Annotated in this window: 9 protein-coding genes and 2 pseudogenes; 5 read left to right on the plus strand and 6 right to left on the minus strand. The window is 56.7% G+C overall.

Annotated features, from left to right (window positions below; genetic code table 11):
* The first annotated feature begins 11 nt into the window (after window positions 1-11).
* Together HY17_RS20710 and HY17_RS10450 are read left to right on the plus strand one after the other, a co-directional pair.
* Window positions 12-674 (plus strand): annotated as a pseudogene (locus HY17_RS20710) (IS6 family transposase).
* Between the two features lie 222 nt (window positions 675-896).
* Window positions 897-2189 carry a tetratricopeptide repeat protein gene (locus HY17_RS10450; RefSeq protein WP_175354490.1) on the plus strand — a complete coding sequence of 431 codons (1293 nt, stop codon included), beginning with the start codon at window positions 897-899 and terminating at the stop codon, window positions 2187-2189.
* Between the two features lie 121 nt (window positions 2190-2310).
* On the opposite strand, the gene HY17_RS10455 is transcribed toward HY17_RS10450, so the two are convergent.
* Both HY17_RS10455 and HY17_RS10460 read right to left on the minus strand, forming a co-directional pair.
* Window positions 2311-2949 (minus strand): response regulator transcription factor, encoded by a 639-nt coding sequence (locus tag HY17_RS10455; protein ID WP_034766434.1) that lies wholly within the window; start codon window positions 2947-2949, stop codon window positions 2311-2313.
* Window positions 2946-4808: a sensor histidine kinase gene (locus tag HY17_RS10460; RefSeq protein ID WP_065383150.1), complete on the minus strand. Its 1863-nt coding sequence runs from the start codon at window positions 4806-4808 to the stop codon at window positions 2946-2948. Before HY17_RS10460 ends, HY17_RS10455 begins: the two co-directional genes overlap by 4 nt.
* 465 nt (window positions 4809-5273) lie before the next feature.
* Here HY17_RS10460 and HY17_RS20715 point away from each other — a divergent pair.
* From HY17_RS20715 to HY17_RS10470, 3 genes and pseudogenes are all read left to right on the plus strand, one after another.
* Window positions 5274-5912: pseudogene (locus HY17_RS20715) on the plus strand (IS6 family transposase).
* 250 nt (window positions 5913-6162) lie between these two features.
* Window positions 6163-7149: a GSU2403 family nucleotidyltransferase fold protein gene (locus HY17_RS10465; protein ID WP_034766435.1), complete on the plus strand. Its 987-nt coding sequence runs from the start codon at window positions 6163-6165 to the stop codon at window positions 7147-7149.
* Window positions 7150-7181: 32 nt separating this feature from the next.
* On the plus strand, window positions 7182-8630 hold the full coding sequence (locus HY17_RS10470) for a 3-hydroxyacyl-CoA dehydrogenase (protein WP_233348753.1): 1449 nt from the start codon (window positions 7182-7184) through the stop codon (window positions 8628-8630).
* 127 nt (window positions 8631-8757) lie between these two features.
* Here the strand turns inward: HY17_RS10470 and HY17_RS10475 are convergent, their stop codons facing one another.
* The 4 genes from HY17_RS10475 to HY17_RS10495 all read right to left on the minus strand — a co-directional run bounded on the left by HY17_RS10475 (window position 8758) and on the right by HY17_RS10495 (window position 15780).
* A complete protein-coding gene (locus HY17_RS10475; protein ID WP_034766436.1) occupies window positions 8758-10071 on the minus strand; it encodes an erythromycin esterase family protein in 1314 nt (437 codons plus the stop codon).
* Window positions 10071-11369, minus strand: a complete 1299-nt coding sequence (locus HY17_RS20530) for an alpha/beta family hydrolase (protein ID WP_175354488.1) — start codon at window positions 11367-11369, stop codon at window positions 10071-10073. The genes HY17_RS10475 and HY17_RS20530 overlap by 1 nt, the downstream gene beginning before the upstream one ends.
* 192 nt (window positions 11370-11561) lie before the next feature.
* Complete coding sequence (locus tag HY17_RS10490; protein ID WP_034766437.1) at window positions 11562-13253, minus strand: alkaline phosphatase; 1692 nt, start codon at window positions 13251-13253, stop codon at window positions 11562-11564.
* Between the two features lie 124 nt (window positions 13254-13377).
* Window positions 13378-15780 carry a TonB-dependent receptor gene (locus HY17_RS10495; protein ID WP_197020265.1) on the minus strand — a complete coding sequence of 801 codons (2403 nt, stop codon included), beginning with the start codon at window positions 15778-15780 and terminating at the stop codon, window positions 13378-13380.
* Between the last annotated feature and the right edge of the window lie 703 nt (window positions 15781-16483).

The following is a 16483-nucleotide window of genomic DNA, read 5'->3' on the forward strand; positions in this document are numbered from 1 at the left end:
CGTCTCCCGAGATCATCCAACTCGCGGTGACGGCGTATGTGCGATTTCCGCTGTCATTGCGTGATGTCGAAGACCTGCTTCATGAGCGTGGCATCGACAATTGTCACAAAACGGTCAGGCATTGGGTGGATCGCTTCGGTACCTATTTTACGCACAATATCCGGAAATCTTGGTCAGAGGGCATGCGCCAAAGAAGTCAGTGGCCATGGCACCCAGGCGAAGTGTTCGTGAAGATCCGTAGGCAGACTCACTATTTTTGGCATGCAATTGATCATGAAGGCGACGTGCTCGAACCGTTTGTCATGAAAACCCGAGACAAAGCTTCCGCATTGAAATTCATGAGAAAATCTATGAAACGGTATAGCAATCCGCAGGTTGTCGTAACCGGTAGGAGCCATTCTTGTCGCGCGGCATGAACGAGATCGGAAATTCCCGGCGTCAGGAGTATGGTCGCTACCTGAACATTCGTGCTGAAAACTCGCAGTTGCCGTTTCGCCGACGCGAGCGGGCGATGTCTCGTTTCCGGCGAATGCGAAGCCTTCAGAAATTCGCTTTAATCCATCCGTCTGTGTACAATCAGCTTAATCACCAAAAAAAACATCGCTAGCAGGGCGAGGTTCAAATCGCTACGTAACGCTCTTCTTCTTGAATGGCTTGAGCCTCTTGTTGCCTGAGGCCCGCTCGTCCGCGAAAAATGGAGACGGGTTAGAATTGGTCTCACAGCACATCGCGAAAGCTGAAGTTGGGCATTCGAGAAAATTCGAAGCGGCACAGATGAGCAGTTATCCACTGCCAAACCAGCTCCAGTGATTCAGTAACACCCTCACCTGAACAGGGGAGGCGCGACCGATGCCTTCATGCGATTGCTCCGAGACCTATATCAGCGGGAGAATCGAATGTTTAGAAAATGGCTTATGCTGGGAATTTGGCTGGGGTGCGCGTCACTTGCATCCGCGCAAGGTTCTGCTTCTGAGAACGCGTGCAACTCTGGAGATGCGGAGGCCTGCTTCTACACTGGCGCCGAATATGCCCAGGGGGCGGGCGTCGAGGAAAACAAGCAGAAAGCCGTGACCTATTTCCTGAAGTCCTGCGACATGGGTGTGCCAGATGGCTGTTCAACCAGTGGCATTCTGGTCAGTCTCGGAGAAGGCAATCTCGAAAAAGATGTCTTGAAGGGCGTAGAATACATGGAACGCGCCTGCAGCATGGGTCATGCCGATGGCTGCAGCCGGGCCATCGGCCACCGGATAAGTGATACGTCTCCTGCCTTTGACCTCCAGAAGGCCGTCGAGACGGCCAAGGCCGGCTGCACGGCAGGTGTCGAGAACCCCTGCTATTGGGGGCTCGACTGGTCGTGGGATGGAAAGAAGGGCCAGTATCCGAGCCTGATCGATATGCAGACGGCCGGCTGGTTCGCGGAACAGGCCTGTAACCAGTTTCACGATGTGATGGGGTGCGACGTTGCCGCGCGCCTATATGCCGATCCGGATGCGGCCACATTCGATGCAAAAAAAGGCCTGATCTATTCGATGATCCGCTGCGACGAGCAAAAAGCCGGCGCGCATTGCCGCAATGTCGGCGGCGTTTACCTCAGCATCGAAGAGTATGAGCTCGGTGCCCTCTATATGCGGCGCTCCTGCGATTTCGGCCATACCGATGCCTGCCAGACCGCGACGGATTGGGAAACCTACAACCGCGAAATGGCCGAATACGAAGCAAAAATGGCTGCCTACCGCCAGTTGGTCGATACGCCTCTCTCCCAAGGTCGTTACGGTGATGCCGTCAGCGCTGCAATCAACTCTGCCGGTTCAAAAGAACTTGCCCAGAAAGCCATCCTCGCCACCCAGTCTGCCGGCCGCATGAGCGACATATCCACGAACGACCTCTACGCTGCTGCGCTCTGGTTCCAGACCGGCCCGGTGCGCGCAGCCGCAGACGCCGAGCTTTCCGCTCGTGGAACCGGCTTGGAAGGCACGTTTGGAACTGGTACGAACGCGCCTGGCATGGCGGATGCGCGTTGGAAGCAACTCTATGGAACGAGCGCGCCGACCTACTCGAACAGTAGCCCGTCCTTCACCCCGGCGCCGATGAAGAGCGCTTCGCAGATTTCCGCTGAAACCCGGGACAAATACCGTTGGGCACATTGCACCATGAAAGGTAGCAATACGAGCGCAACGGTCTGCCAGTAAATTCGGCTGTCGACAAAGCCGGGCCTCGACATTGAAATGGATGACCGGCAGGACAACCATCCTGCCGGTCTTTTATGCCCTATCTGGCCTGACTGGAATTCCATATCAGGCAGTTTGAAGGTCAGGATTGCGTCAGGCCCAAACGCGCAGCCTGGAGTGCGGCTTCAGCCCGGCTGGAAATGCCAAGCTTGGCATAGATCGACTTTATGTGGCTCGCCACCGTGCTCTCGCTAAGCCCTAAGGCGACGGCCGCATCCGCGTTTCTCAGGCCACGGCCGATCAAGCCGAGTACATCTCGCTCACGTGGCGTCAAGTCGTTGCTAATCTCATGTGCAACGGCGGTCTTGCGGAAATGTTCAACAATACGGCGTGCGATTGACGGCGACAGGGCCGGCAGGCCCTGTTCGATCAAAGTCAGCTGCCGGACGAAGGTCTCGAACGGGGAATCCTTCAACAGGTAACCCTGCGCACCCTGTGACAGAGCGGCAATAACCGATGCATCGTCGCCCATAACAGTCGCCACGACAACTGTTGTCTCTGGCCTGCAGGACGAGAGAGCCGAAATAATCTCTGTCCCAGAACCATCCGGCAGGCCGAGATCGACAATTGCAATGTCGAAATCATGTCCCTTGATAGCGTAGACAGCTTCTCGGACATTCGCCGCTTCCCGGATCTCGTTGCCAGGAAACGCCGCTTCGACCGCCTCGTGCAGCCAGGCTCGCGTTTCAGAAATGTCCTCGACGATAAGAATGGTTTTCACGGCGCGGCGACCTCGTGGGGAAATTGTGCCTGCAACTGCGCGCCGCTTGTCCCCTGGCTGAGGGTAAACACACCACCGATCCCCTCGACACGGGCCTTCATGTTGGCAAGCCCCTGACCGAGTTCAACGGTAGCTATGTCAAAGCCGGATCCATCGTCTTCAACCTCGACCTCAACACGATCAGGGGTAATTCGAAGGCGGACGTCCAGGCATTTCGCCCCGGCATGCTTGATTGTGTTGCTTGCCGACTCACGGACCAGAGAACGAAGTGCATGCACGGTGGATGGTATCAGCTTTATGCCGGCATCTGCCTGCAAGCTCCAGCGGAGTGACACGCCATGGGGTTCCAGACGCTCAGCGGTTTCGGCACGAAGATCCGCCAGAATCTCGTCAAGCGGCAGGATTGGACTCTGAGCGTTGTTGATGACATCCCGCAAATCCGCCAGCGTGTCCCGGATCATGGCATCCTTCCGGTCGGGCTTCGCAGAATGCAGCGCCCTCATGAGCTGGGCGCCGATATTGTCGTGGATATCCCTCGCGATCCGCAATCGTTCTTCAGATACCCCACGGTCATAGGCCGTTCGGCTGGCCTCAGCATGCTTCATCAGCTGCACGAGATGCATGACCACGCCCGCATCGCGCGGCGTGAATAGCGAGCGACCATTATGGGCGTGCATGAGCTGGAGAGACGGAACGCCAGCGACACCGGGGATACCGAGGCTGATACCCTCATTGCCAAGCCTGGGTTCCGAGATTGCGTCTTCCGCTTCGGCAAGTTCGAGGGGCTGGAAGTGATTTTGAAGCAACGCCTTCCAACCGGCTGCTCGTTCCTGCTCGGTGGGCTTCAGGGCAGCATCCAGGACGAGGTGAAACAAGTCATCATCATTGGCAGGGCGCCGCTGAACGATCCTCCGCCAGAGACTGTCGCGCATCGGCAAATAGACAATGGCGACGAGCAAAAGCGAAACCCCGAGTGCCTGCCCGGGATCGAGGGTGAGTAAACTGACCAGAGCAATGTCCAGTAGTATCAGTGCGAGCGCAGCCGAGGCGTAGAAAACCAGACGGTATGCCCATACGCCCAAATCGAACAAACGATACCGCATCAGTCCGACAGCGAGGCCGACATAAATAATCAGGAAGAAGCTGAACGCGTAGTTCTCCAGAACCATCGGACTGAAGCCGAGCGTAATTGGGGCGGCAACGGTCGCAATAAAAGCGCCAGCGCCGAGCAAAGTCGATGCACCGAGCCACACTGCAATGGCTCGCTTGCGCGGGTCTCTGGCTGATGATCGGATCTGCAAGACTACAGCGACGACGATAGCGAGCATTTCGAACGTGGTGATGCGCTGGACTTCTGCGAAATCCTGGAACGGTCCGAAGGTGCGTAGCAAGGTCCAGGCACCGAAGCCGAATACAGTCAGGACGCTCAGCGGCTTCCAGTATGTCACGCGCGAAGGATAGACCAGAAAGAGACAGGTCATGATGATGCCAAAGGCTGAAGCCCCCAGCATGTTTACAGCCCATATCCATGCAACCGTCCCCTCTGACATGGGAAGCGAAATCCACGGGATAAAGGACGAAAAACAAAACGCCAGAGTGGCGAAACCACTGGCCGCAAACAGAACCGCGGGGACATTCATCGGTTTCAGTGCCCAGATCCAGGACGAGATAAGCCAGGCCAGAAGTCCCGTGCACAGCGACGCCCAGATGGCCTGATGCGTATCCTCAAGTGGCCGCCAATAAGCTGGCGACCAGTTCCAGCCGGTTTCCGGTTGCAGAACCACCAGAACCATACCAAGAAACATGAGCAGGCCTGCCACTGAGAGCAGGATAAGTCGCATCAGCGGCGCCAGGAGCATAAGTCTGGTTGCAATCATTTCATGCGGCCCCATCAAGATCACAGACGTCTAACCTGTCCGCAGCCCCTGTCACCTCCACAAATGGTCTGCGCCTCGCTTCGATAGCATCTGAAGACACCAGAATATTCCCAGCTGTCACATTTCCGGAAACGCCGCGCCCCCTGTTCAGGGGATGGCGCGGCAGCCAGTCTCGAAGCTAGACATGTGGTACTCGTCAGGTTGGGTGGGGACGCACGCTTGACGAGCGGGCTCCAATCCCTGGCTCATGGCCCTGTCACCTCTCTCGGCAGGGTCATGAGACTTTCTTCGACGAAAGCGCTTCCGAAATATAGGCGCTGGTTTCAAGCCTGGGATCGTCAGAGCAACAGACTTTGAGACGGCGCACCCTGGAGCTAGGCTCCAGAGATCAGCCAGAACCCATTCCGGTATTTCAAAACGTCGCCTGAGATCATCCAGCTTGCGGTGATGATGTATGTCCGGTTTCGGTTATCGCTCCGCAATATCGAAGACCTGCTTAATGAGCGCGGTATCGATATCTGCCACGAAGCGGTCCACCCAGTCACGGACCGTTTCGGCATGCATTTGGCCCACCAAGATCCGCAAACGCCGATCTGAACGAGTGAGGCAGTCACCGCAATGGCAGTGGCATTTGGATGAAGTCTTCGTAAAGATCCGCGGGAAGACCCACTATTTGTGGTGTGCCGTCGACCATGAGGGCGAAGTCCTGGAGTCCTTCGTCACGAAGACAAGAGACAAAACTTCTGAATTGAAGTTCATGCGAAAAGCCATGAGGCAACCCGCATGTCGTTGTGACCAAAAGGTGCCACTCCCATGGCGCGAGGATGAAAGAGATCGGAAGTGCAGGGCGCCAGGAATGCGGCCGGCATATGAACAATGGTTCTGAGAATTCCCACTTGCCGTTTCGCCGACGAGAGCGGGCGTTGTCTCGTTTGAGGCGCATGCGCAGTCTGCAAAAAGTTCGCTTAAATCAATTCATCTGTATACAATCACTTTAATCTCGAAAGGCAGTTCTACTCCCGTACAGACGTCAAGAAGAGGCGAGACGCCGCCCTTCGCGAATGGCGCTACCTTCTCGTCGCTTAGCACCTGCTCGTCCGTGAAAAGCGGAGACTGGTTCGATTCGTTTGACAGCACATCTGCGCCGTTTCGCTTAAAAGGCCCGGCAAATGCCAGCCAAGTTCAACCACACTATGCCCCATTATCGGGAGTTATGGGGCGCGGATAGGTGGTCGTTATATTGCCCCAAACCGCTTCCTGTCGGTGCGTGTATTATGTTGAATTTTAATGGTTTATCCCATATATCAAGAAAAGCACAAAACGTGGGATAATCTTCATGGCGACTGTTAGGCCATTTACAGACGAGCAGCTTCGCACGCTCATCAATCTACGCCAGCGCTATGAGGTCTGGATGGAGGCTGAGCGTATACTGGCGCGCATGCCCTATGATCTGCGCATCAAAACCGTTTCGGGCAAGTCGTATCTCTATGAAATCTTCGATCGCAGCGGCAATGGCAAAAGCCTTGGCCGGCTGAATGATGAGCTGGAAGAGAAATTCCGAAGTTACCGGGAAGAGAAGCAAAGGGCGCAGGCCCAGAGGGACGGGACTCGTGCAACACTTGATGAAAGTTCCCGGCTCTACCGGGCGCTAAGGCTACCTATGTTGTCGAGTGGGGCAGGCCCGATCCTGCGGGAATGTGACCGCAGGGATTTGATGGGTAGCCATCTGCTCGTCGTCGGAACAAATGCGATCGCAGCTTACGCTCTGGAAGCGGCAGGTTTTCTTATCGGCGCTCCGGAGGAGACGGAAGATTTCGATCTCGCCTGGTCGGCAGTTGAAAGCGAGGAGCCAGACACCGTACTCTGGGATATGCTAAAATCCGTAGATCCGACATTTACGGTGAATACAGAGCGAACATTTCAGGCTCGCAATGCGAAAGCCTATGAGGTTGAGATTCTCGTTGCGCCGTCGCGTGCAGACACTCTCGGACGAAGCGATCGACCGAGGCCTGTGCCCTTACCAGAGCAGGAATGGTTGCTTCCTGGCCAGCCGGTCGACCAGGTTGTGGCCTGCCGAGATGGAACACCGGTCCGGATTGTTGCCCCTGATCCTCGATGGTTTGCGCTACAGAAGCTCTGGATGTCGGAGAAAAAAGGACGAAATCCACTCAAACGTCCGAAGGATCGCCGGCAGGGGATTACTCTGCTCAATGCGGTTGAGGAAGCTATGCCCCAGTACCCGATGGACAAGTCATTTGAGGCGGCGATTCCTGAGGAGCTGATTCCGTACTATCGCAAATGGCGATCAGGGGAGTTTGGCTGATAGAACCATCCGGAATTGCGGGGTCCCCAATCATGTGGGTAAACCAGCGCTACAGGTGCGGAGTGTGCCGACGGTTCGAATGTGGCTTTCATCCAGGCTTCAAAATAAGAGGATCAGATAGTAGCGTAGCGCAATATAGTTCGCCAAACACGCGTCAGCGCGCCCGCGTTCATCAAATGAAAGACAAATCAATGCCTGCAATTTCAATTACACCAGAGCAAGTGTCCGACTACATCGCGAAAGCGGGGCGCGATGCTTGGATTGTACCTGATGTACCCGCTGACACCCAACGCCGCAAAATCCAGAAAGTGGGTGTCATCGGCGCCGGGACGATGGGCGGTGGTATTTCAATGAACTTCGCCACGGTGGGAATTCCGGTGCTGATACTGGAGCAAAAGCAGGAAGCCCTTGATCGTGGTCTCGGCATAGTTCGCGGCCATTATCAGCGCAGCGCCGACAAGGGACGGTTTCCGCAAGATGAAGTCGAGGCGCGTATGGCGTGCCTGACGGGCACACTGGATATGGAAGATTTTGCAGACTGTGACCTGATCATCGAGGCCGTCTTTGAAGACATGGACTTGAAGAAGAAGATATTCTCCGACCTGGACCGGATCATGAAACCGGGTGCGATCCTTGCCACCAACACATCCGCATTGGACATCAATGAGATCGGCAGCGTCACCAAGCGGCCAGAAGACGTCATCGGACTGCATTTCTTTTCCCCCGCCAATGTGATGAAGCTTCTCGAAATCGTTCGGACAGATCACACGGCAGACGATGTGATCGCAACCTGCATGGATCTGGCCAGGGCTATCAACAAGATCGCCGTGCTCGTCGGTGTTTGTCCCGGATTTGTGGGTAACCGCATCCTTTTTGCCCGCCAGGCACAAGCCCAGAAGCTCGTTGCCAAAGGCGCCATGCCCTGGGATGTCGATGCGGCCCTGAATGCGTTCGGGTTTCGGATGGGACCCTATCAGATGTCAGATCTTGCAGGGCTGGATATCGGTTGGAAGAAGGGGGCAAAAACTGCCAACCCGATCCGCGATGCACTTTGTGAACTTGACCGGCGTGGCCAGAAAACCGGAGCGGGGTATTATGACTATGATGAAAACCGCCGCCCCAAGCCGTCGGAGGTGACCGCAAAGATCATCGCTGATATCACGGGCGTAAAGCCCGGATCGGCGCCCAGCCAGGACGATATCATCGCAACCTGTATTCACCCGATGATCAATGAGGGGCTCAAGATACTCGAGGAGAAGAAAGCGCAGCGGGCTTCCGATATCGATATTGTCTGGCTCAATGGTTATGGCTGGCCATCAGACAAGGGTGGGCCCATGCTCTACGGGGATATGGTCGGGGCCGACGCGGTGCTCGACACAATGGAGCGTCTTGGCGCAGAAGACGAGCGATTTGCGCCGAGCGAAACGCTCAAGCAGCTCGTTAGGGACGGAGGCCGCTTCATCGACGTTGAACCCGGTTGATGGGGCACCTTATCGCCGCTTGGAATCTGCTCGTCCGCGAAAACGGATCCACATCTTTCTCAGTCTGGAAGACGGCGACGGCCTCTGGAGCAGCGAATCTTGTCTTATCCTTCATCTTTATCAGATGTCACAAGCCAAACGGATATGTATCCGGTGCGCCTTCGGGGCCTTTGCCTCGTAGCGGTGTGACAGCGGCAGACTCTTTAAACCAGACCAGGCCGTCGAACTGATGAGCGAGATTGGCGTCGAAGTAGTGGCTCCAACGTTCCGTTTCCGGACGATAAATGACACCGATAGCCCGTTCGAGGCGGACATGGTCCAATGCCTTTCGAATGCTATTGTCTTTTCGCCAACTGGTGAAGCTGGCCGACAGGCCCGTATCTTCAAAGACGCGCTCCCAGGAGTCTGGCCGGGCCGGAATGACCTTCTTTATCTTCGCGGCACTCCCCCAATCATCCGCTGCCATCACAGTGCCGGTACTCGTCGCAAAGCCGATCGCCACAACAGCATCACCGAAAAGTTCCCGGCACAGCTGGCCGATATTAAACTCACCCCGTTCACCCATGCCGGTGGCACTGGCATTGCCGATATGAGAGTTGTGCGCCCACACGACGGCTTTTGATTTTGGCCCGGCCTGCTCCAACAGCCGCAGAAGGGTTGAGAACATGTGCTGGTCGCGCAGATTCCATGTGCTGACCGAGCCATGATACATGGCGCGGTAGTACTGTTCAGCTGCCTGGACGACCCGCGCGTTCTGTTCGGCATCGAAAAATTCGTCGCCATCCTTCATGGCATAGTCCAGGCGCTGGTCGAGCAGATCGAGCAATTGGTGCACGACCTCATCTTCGCAGGTGCGGCCCGTTCGCATGGCTTGCGCGCCGTAAATTTGCGGTCGTCCGACATAGGGAGACAGGCAGGCATAACGTTCTCTCGCGACGGCCGCCGCTTCCTTGTCGACCCGGTCGAGATAGGCCAGCACTTCGGAAATCGATTTGTCGAGACTGTATACATCAAGGCCGCGCACGGCGACGCGTTCCTCCGCTGGCTGGTTAGCATTCCAGTCGCGCAACGCCGAAAGGCAGTTTGCAAACTCCCGGTTACGCCACATCCAGCGCGGAAAGTTCACAAAAGCATCCCTCTCGCCCCAGGGTTCGCGGCCTCTGACATAGCGATCAAGCTCTGCTGCATCCGGCCAGTCGCCCTCGATTGCAACAATCCGGAACCCGTGCTGGTCAACGAGGCGCCGGGTGATCGCCGCACGCGCCTCATAGAATTCAGATGTGCCATGCGTGCATTCGCCGAGCAGCACGACACGTGCTTCGCTGAATTCGTCCACCGCCTCGGCAAGCGTATCGTATGGATGACTTGCGGGAAGCGGCAGGCTGTGTCCCGCAATCAGGTTCGAAAGCTCTGCATTTGCGGGAACACGGACGGTATCCATCATTCCTCACCAACAAGCGGTTGTTGGAGGAGTTGGATGACTTCGTCGTCAGACAGTTGATGGAAGTCCCGGTAATAGCTGCCCACGGCACCAAACCGCTCCGGCGCGGCGAGCACGATCGCATCATCCACCATTGTGCCGATCGCGTGCAGCGTATCCGGCGCAGCGACGGGGACCGCCACAACGATTTTGGCAGGGCGCCGTTTCCTGACCGCCAGAATGGCCGCTTTCATGCTTGTACCGGTGGCAATGCCATCATCGACCAGGATCGCCGTACGGCCTTCCGCTCGCACAGGCTCCCTTCCTGGTAGGTAAAGGCTGCGCCGGCGTTCGATCTCCTCAAGTTCCGGTTTTGCCAGTTCGGCAATTTTTCCGGCATTGAGCCCGGTGGCCCGCATGACCGGATCATTGTTCACGATCTCGGCGCCTTCACCGTCGACAACCGATGCGGCCGCGACTTCCGGCTGCCAGGGCACACCAATCTTGCGGACCATTAGGATATCGAGCGGAGCATTCAGGGCTTCCGCGATCGGCCGGGCAACCGGCACGCCGCCGCGTGGCAGGGCGTAGATGACCGGGGCCTTGAATTCATGTGCTGACAGGGCCCGGGCGAGGAGCATGCCGGCTTCCGCTCGGTCTGCCATTGGCAGGGGGATCGTTTCCCGTCCCGCGGGCGCCAAATGTTTCGAGAACCATGCGCCGGACAAGGCCAGGACCTTGTCGAGTGTTCCTGGCTCCTCGAACAGGTGACCGGCATCTGGCACCACGCTAATGCGGTGTTCGCAGGTCATACGTGCCGCGGCTGCCTCATTTAAAGCCAGGACCTCCCGGTCATTTCCGCCAACAATCAGAAGGCTTGGCGCGCGCACATGCGGAAGAGCGGCGCCCGCCAGGTCAGGCCGACCACCGCGGGACACAACGGCCCTGATATGTGGCGAGGCTGCCGCGGCTGCCAAGGCAGCGCCTCCGCCTGTGCTCGCGCCGAAAACACCGACAGGCAAATTTTGCAACCGCGTTTGCTGACGAGCCCAATCGACGGCAAGCACGACACGTTTTGCCAATAAGGCGATGTCAAAGACATTACGCCGGTCACCTGCCTCGTGCTCCGTGAGTAGATCGAACAGCAAGGTTGCAAACCCAAGCCGTTCGAAACTGCGCGCGGCATATGCGTTGCGCGGGGAATGTCGGCTGGATCCGCTACCATGGGCGAAAATGATGAGGCCCCGTGCTTTGTCCGGCACGGTCAGGAAACCACCAAGCCCTTTGGACCCGATGCGGATATCTTCCGTTTGCATCATGTGGGCACCATTTTTTGTGAGTATAGCACAACTTTATTGCAGTGGCTTCTGGTTGTTCTTCGCCACCTACCGCTGGATTACGCCGATGGTTTACCAGGGCGCGCAATCTCATGCGTGCGCAATTGGCTATTTTGGAGAACCGGCACTTGGACTGACTTGTGCTCCGAAGTGGCTCAGCGTCCACTTTTGGCTTCAGGCCTCCTGTAACGACAGGCTGGCGGTATCTTTCCTGATAGTGAAGTTCTTAATCGATCTGGCCTCGTAGACTGGCCTGAGCACAGTACTGACAGCAACAAAGCTGGCCTCTGCCACATCCGTTTGCAGGACAACCCGAACATAGCCCTGATGCATATTGTCCGTCCACACTACTTCGGGAACGTAATCCGAAAAAGCTTTGTCAAGTGATCGGGCTGTTTCGTCATCAAAGCCGGATTCGACGAAATCTCCCGGCGATGTCACACCGGACGTGCCAAGTTCAATGCCCATGCTGGTGCCACTTCCATCGTGAAGATGGTTTGCCCAGAAACTGTGGCTGTCACCAGTCAGAACCAGCAGGTCTGACGCCCCACTCGCTTTGCATGTATCGTAGAACACCTCACGCGCGGCGGGATAGCCATCCCAAGTATCGGTATAGAATGGCAACGCATGCTGGCCAAGCCAGGCAAGACGCTTGTGTGCCTCGAGCGACGCTTCGTCTGGCACCGGCAACACACCCAGCCCGACAACATCCGGAACCAGCGTGCGGGCCATCGGAATCTGGTTCCCGATCACGCGCCATGGCTGGCGCTTCGCGACAGAGCTGGAGAGCGCCTCCGAGATATCAGTCAATTCGGTTGGGGATATCATGTGACGCTCCGGATCACCAAGAACGTCCTTGCGGAAAGCTTCGTAGTCTTCTTCCGTGTTCAGCTTCGGGGCCCATTCAGCATAATCTACTTGCTTGCCGCGGGCGGTATGCCGGGTTTCGAGTGTCAGCAAGGTTGCAAGGTCACCGAACATATAGGACCGCCAGAATTGTGCGCGCGTGCGGCCGGCCTTCGGCTCGCGAATGGGCATCCATTCATAGTAGGCCTGGATCGACGCTGCGCGGCGGTCTTCCCAGCTTCCTTCTGTTTCTGGCTGATGGTTCTGCGCGCCGCCCGTCCAGGGATTGTTTGCACTTTCATGATCATCCCAGCAGCAGATCAGTGGGTGCATGGCGTGCATTGCACGCGACCCGGCGTCCTGCTTGTACTGGGCGTGGCGCTGCCGGTAGTCAGCGAGCGTGATGATTTCATGCGGAGGATTGTGGGGGCGTCCAATCACCGCGCCGGTTTCCTGACCCCAGCCATCCGGACCGCCATACTCGTAAATGTAGTCGCCCGTATGCAGGACGATATCGATCGCCGGATCGTGAGCGATTGCATCATAGGCATTGAAATAGCCAAACGGGTAATTCGAACAGGAAACGAGTGCAATGCCGAGGCTATCGAGGGCTCCGACAGGTAGCGTGCGGGTCCGGCCGGTGCGGGACACTTCGCCTTCTGCTTCGAAGCGATAATAGTAGGTCTGGCCCGGTTGAAGACCATCGGCGATGACTTTCACCGTGTAGTCTGAGTCTGCCGAGGCCTGGTGGGAACCGCTCGCGATAAGCGAGTTGCCCTCCGGATCTTCATAGATGGCCCATGTTACATCCACGATCGGCGACCCCGTTGAGACGCGGGTCCAGATCACGACGCTCGTTGTCTCTGGATCACCGCTTGCGACGCCGTGCCGGAAAATGTCGGGGTCTGTAAAAGATGCACTCGTGTCCATAGCCTCAGGTGCGCCCTGCGTGGCGCATGCCGTCGAGAGTGCGGTGCTGGACAAGAGGGCCAGGGCTTGACGGCGATTGATCCGGGTCATGAACAGTTCCTTTGTGTTGGCCTTATTGGCCCAGTTTCGGTGTCAGAAAAAACACGAAATTAAACGGAGAGGAAGGCGGCCTCTTCGAGACCGCCTTCGCTCAGATTTACGTCAGTCGGTTCCCTTAGAAATCGGCCGTTACGGTCAGGGCAACTGTGCGCGGCGCAGAAATCCAGGCCGCGTTGCCAGAGATACCGGCCAGCCAGTCCTGATCGAACACGTTATTTACTGTCAGGCGGAAATCGATGTTGGACAGGTCGCCCGAAAGAGCCGAGCCAGAGACACCGAGATAGAGGTCGGTGTCGACATATGAGTCGGCTGTCCAGGTGTTCGACAAATTCACAAAGCGATCGCCAACCCATTTGGCAGAAGCGCCGCCATAGAAGTTGCCCTTGGTGAAATCAGCCGACAGAACAAACATGTCATCCGGGATACCCGGAACCTTGTTGCCGACAGCAATACCAGCGAGGCCATCAAGTACGCTGTCTCCAGTCCCAAGGATCTTTGCATCGTTGTGAGTATACGAACCGAAAAAGGTCAGGTTATCATTCAGCAGGAATTCACCCGCAAGTTCGACGCCGGTAGAGTCGATACCCCCGCCGTTTATGTAGCCGCCGTTCGAGGCTTCGAGATAGTCAATGCCTTCAACTGTGGCGGTTGGTGCGGGGAAGAGGCGGTTTTCAAAGGTCGTGTCGAAGTAAACCAGCGAGCCACGCAGGCGGCCGTTGGAATAGCGCAATCCGACTTCCGTGTTTTCTGAAGTTTCCGGATCGGGGATGCCTGCATCGACATTGATGACTTCAAGCACGCTGTCCGGGATTGCCTTGTAGTTCTCGGCATAGCCGACGAACATTTCCATGCCCGGCACGGCGCTCGGTGCCCAGGACGCGCCGCCAGAGAACAGGACGTCGGATTCGGAATCCAGCGTGAAGTTCTTGTCCGGGTTTTGCGGGTCGAAATTGTCAACACGATCGATCGAGTTGTTGAATTGCTTTACGCCTGCCCGGAACGTGAAGTCGCCGAACGAGACGACGTCTTCGACATACCATTTGAATGTGTTTTGCGGGAACTCGCGATCATACTGGACCCAGTATGCCAGACTATCGAACTCCGGCCCGACGCGGGAGTCGATGATGCGATGCCAGTCACGATATTCGTAGCGGGTACCGTCTTCATACCAGACACCGCCGCGGAGCATGTTCTCGAAGGCATCGAACGTCTTCGTCCACTCAATATCCGCCGTGATGCCGTAGCGTTCCCGCTGGTAATGCGTGTGGCGGTAGGATGAGACCGGAATCGCGTTGGCCGGGTAGCAGGCCGGATCGTAGGCTGCGTTCGAGGTGCCGCCATACGGGAAGGTCAGTGAAGACTGACAACCCGCTTCCGGAGACAAGGCAACGCCATTCGGATCGACAAAAAAGAGCTGACCGAGGAGCGAGCCGCCCATCACGCGCTCGCCGCCCAGAAACTCGCTTTCAGCGTTACCGGCGCCATCGTCGGTCACATTGACAAGGTAGGGCGGGGCCCAGTCGCCGCGGCCATCCATATTGTGCAGATAGACGCCGCCTTTGAGTTTCAGCCCTTCGGCAACTTCCTTTTCAGCCTTGAGATAGAGCAGGGAGTTTTCACGCAGCGTGCCCCAGACCTGGCGATAGGATTGATCCACATACGGAACGCCGGTCCAGTTCCCGATCAGACGGTCGGAATTCGGATCCGTTTGCCAGTCGGCCTCGGAGTACAGCTGGTCGTAGTTGTTCTCCGCGGCATCGTCGTAAGAAGCGTAAGCTGTCCAGTCGATATCGAAAAGAGTGCTGACAAGTTTCGCGGCATAGTGGTCGCGGCGGTTATCGGCAGAGCCTTCGATATGATCCGTCGCGGTCTGGCTGGAGACGGAGAACCAGGCTTTGGTCGTGTCGTTCAGGAAGGAACCCGTATCATATGCCAGATAAAAACGCTGAGCTTCAAAATCGCCGAGTGTGCCGGAAACACGTACGCGCTCTTCGTCTTCCGGATTGCGTGTCGTGAAGTTGATCGTGCCGCCGAGCGCATCATTCGAAAGAGAGGCGATATCGGCTGTGCCCTGAGAAACCTCAATGGCACCCGCATTCTGGGTATCGATGTAGCGGTTGGCCTTGGAGCCGCCGCCATAATTCGAACCGCCGTTCGGCAGGCCGTCAACGGTGATGCCGATCTGCTGCTCGCCGAGATTGTTCTGGAAACCGCGGACAGCGATTCCGGTCGACCAGTCATCAAAGCCGAACGTGTCGCCCTCCGAAACCAGCACGCCTGGAAGGTTGTCGACCTGAGCCAGGATAGAGCTGACGGGGGCTTGCTGCAGCGCCATGGCCTCCGTGCTTTCAGCGGAGGAATAGGTTTGCGCCTGGCCGATGATGACCACTGTATCCATTTCACGGCGCTGCTCGGCTTGGTCATTGGGTGCGGCGGAATCGGCGGACTGCGCGATGGCGCTCGTTGCATACAGAGCGAGGCTGGCAGAAGCCAGCAGGCTCATCTTAAACAAAGACATTGCTTGTTCTTCCCTTGAAAATACCCGCCGCATTCACCCCCATGAGTGCGCCGGAAGAAATCATCTTCATCTGTCGAGACTCGATGCTCGAACAGACCGGCCTGAGCTAGTGAGAGCGTGTGACCGGCACGTGACGGATTTCACTACTATTTTTGAATTCGCTCTGGCCGGGATGGTCACGATGGGAAAAACCGTCATTGAAATGGCTGATCAGTGACGCATTTGTGGATTTGAACGCAACCATTCCGCTGTGAGGTATTGTAAGCACAACCGACCTTGAAACGGCGCATTCTGACGCCTGCGCTCCAGAATTGGGTCAGAACGCTTTCCAACATTTCAAAACATCACCCGAGCTGATCCAGCTTGCGGTCATGATGTGCGTTCGCTTCTCGCTGCCTTAAATGAACGTCGACGACCTGATTCACGGGTGAGGGATCGACAATTGTCTCGAGACAATCCGTCACCGGGGGGATCGCTTCGGCACTTGCTTCGCTCACAAGATCCGCAAACGGCGCTCAGAAAAGGTGAGACAATTGCGCCAATGGGAGTGGAATCTGGATGAAGTATCTGTGAAGATCCGTAGAAAGACTCTCTATCAAAGGTGAGCCGTTGATTATGAATGGGAGGTGCTGGAATCGTTTGTTACGAAGACGCAGGGCTGTCCGTCGTCAGGTAATTTGAGACTTCAGGCTGCCTGACTTAA

Source organism: Hyphomonas sp. CY54-11-8, assembly GCF_000682735.1.
Classification (GTDB): Bacteria; Pseudomonadota; Alphaproteobacteria; order Caulobacterales; family Hyphomonadaceae; genus Hyphomonas.

Coding starts and splice junctions, on each gene's coding strand:
- HY17_RS10450 (WP_175354490.1), top strand. CDS start 897: ATGTTTAGAAAATGGCTTATGCTGGGAATTTGGCTGGGGTGCGCGTCA.
- HY17_RS10460 (WP_065383150.1), bottom strand. CDS start 4,808: ATGCTCCTGGCGCCGCTGATGCGACTTATCCTGCTCTCAGTGGCAGGC.
- HY17_RS10465 (WP_034766435.1), top strand. CDS start 6,163: ATGGCGACTGTTAGGCCATTTACAGACGAGCAGCTTCGCACGCTCATC.
- HY17_RS10470 (WP_233348753.1), top strand. CDS start 7,182: ATGTGGGTAAACCAGCGCTACAGGTGCGGAGTGTGCCGACGGTTCGAA.
- HY17_RS10475 (WP_034766436.1), bottom strand. CDS start 10,071: ATGGATACCGTCCGTGTTCCCGCAAATGCAGAGCTTTCGAACCTGATT.
- HY17_RS20530 (WP_175354488.1), bottom strand. CDS start 11,369: ATGATGCAAACGGAAGATATCCGCATCGGGTCCAAAGGGCTTGGTGGT.
- HY17_RS10490 (WP_034766437.1), bottom strand. CDS start 13,253: ATGACCCGGATCAATCGCCGTCAAGCCCTGGCCCTCTTGTCCAGCACC.
- HY17_RS10495 (WP_197020265.1), bottom strand. CDS start 15,780: ATGTCTTTGTTTAAGATGAGCCTGCTGGCTTCTGCCAGCCTCGCTCTG.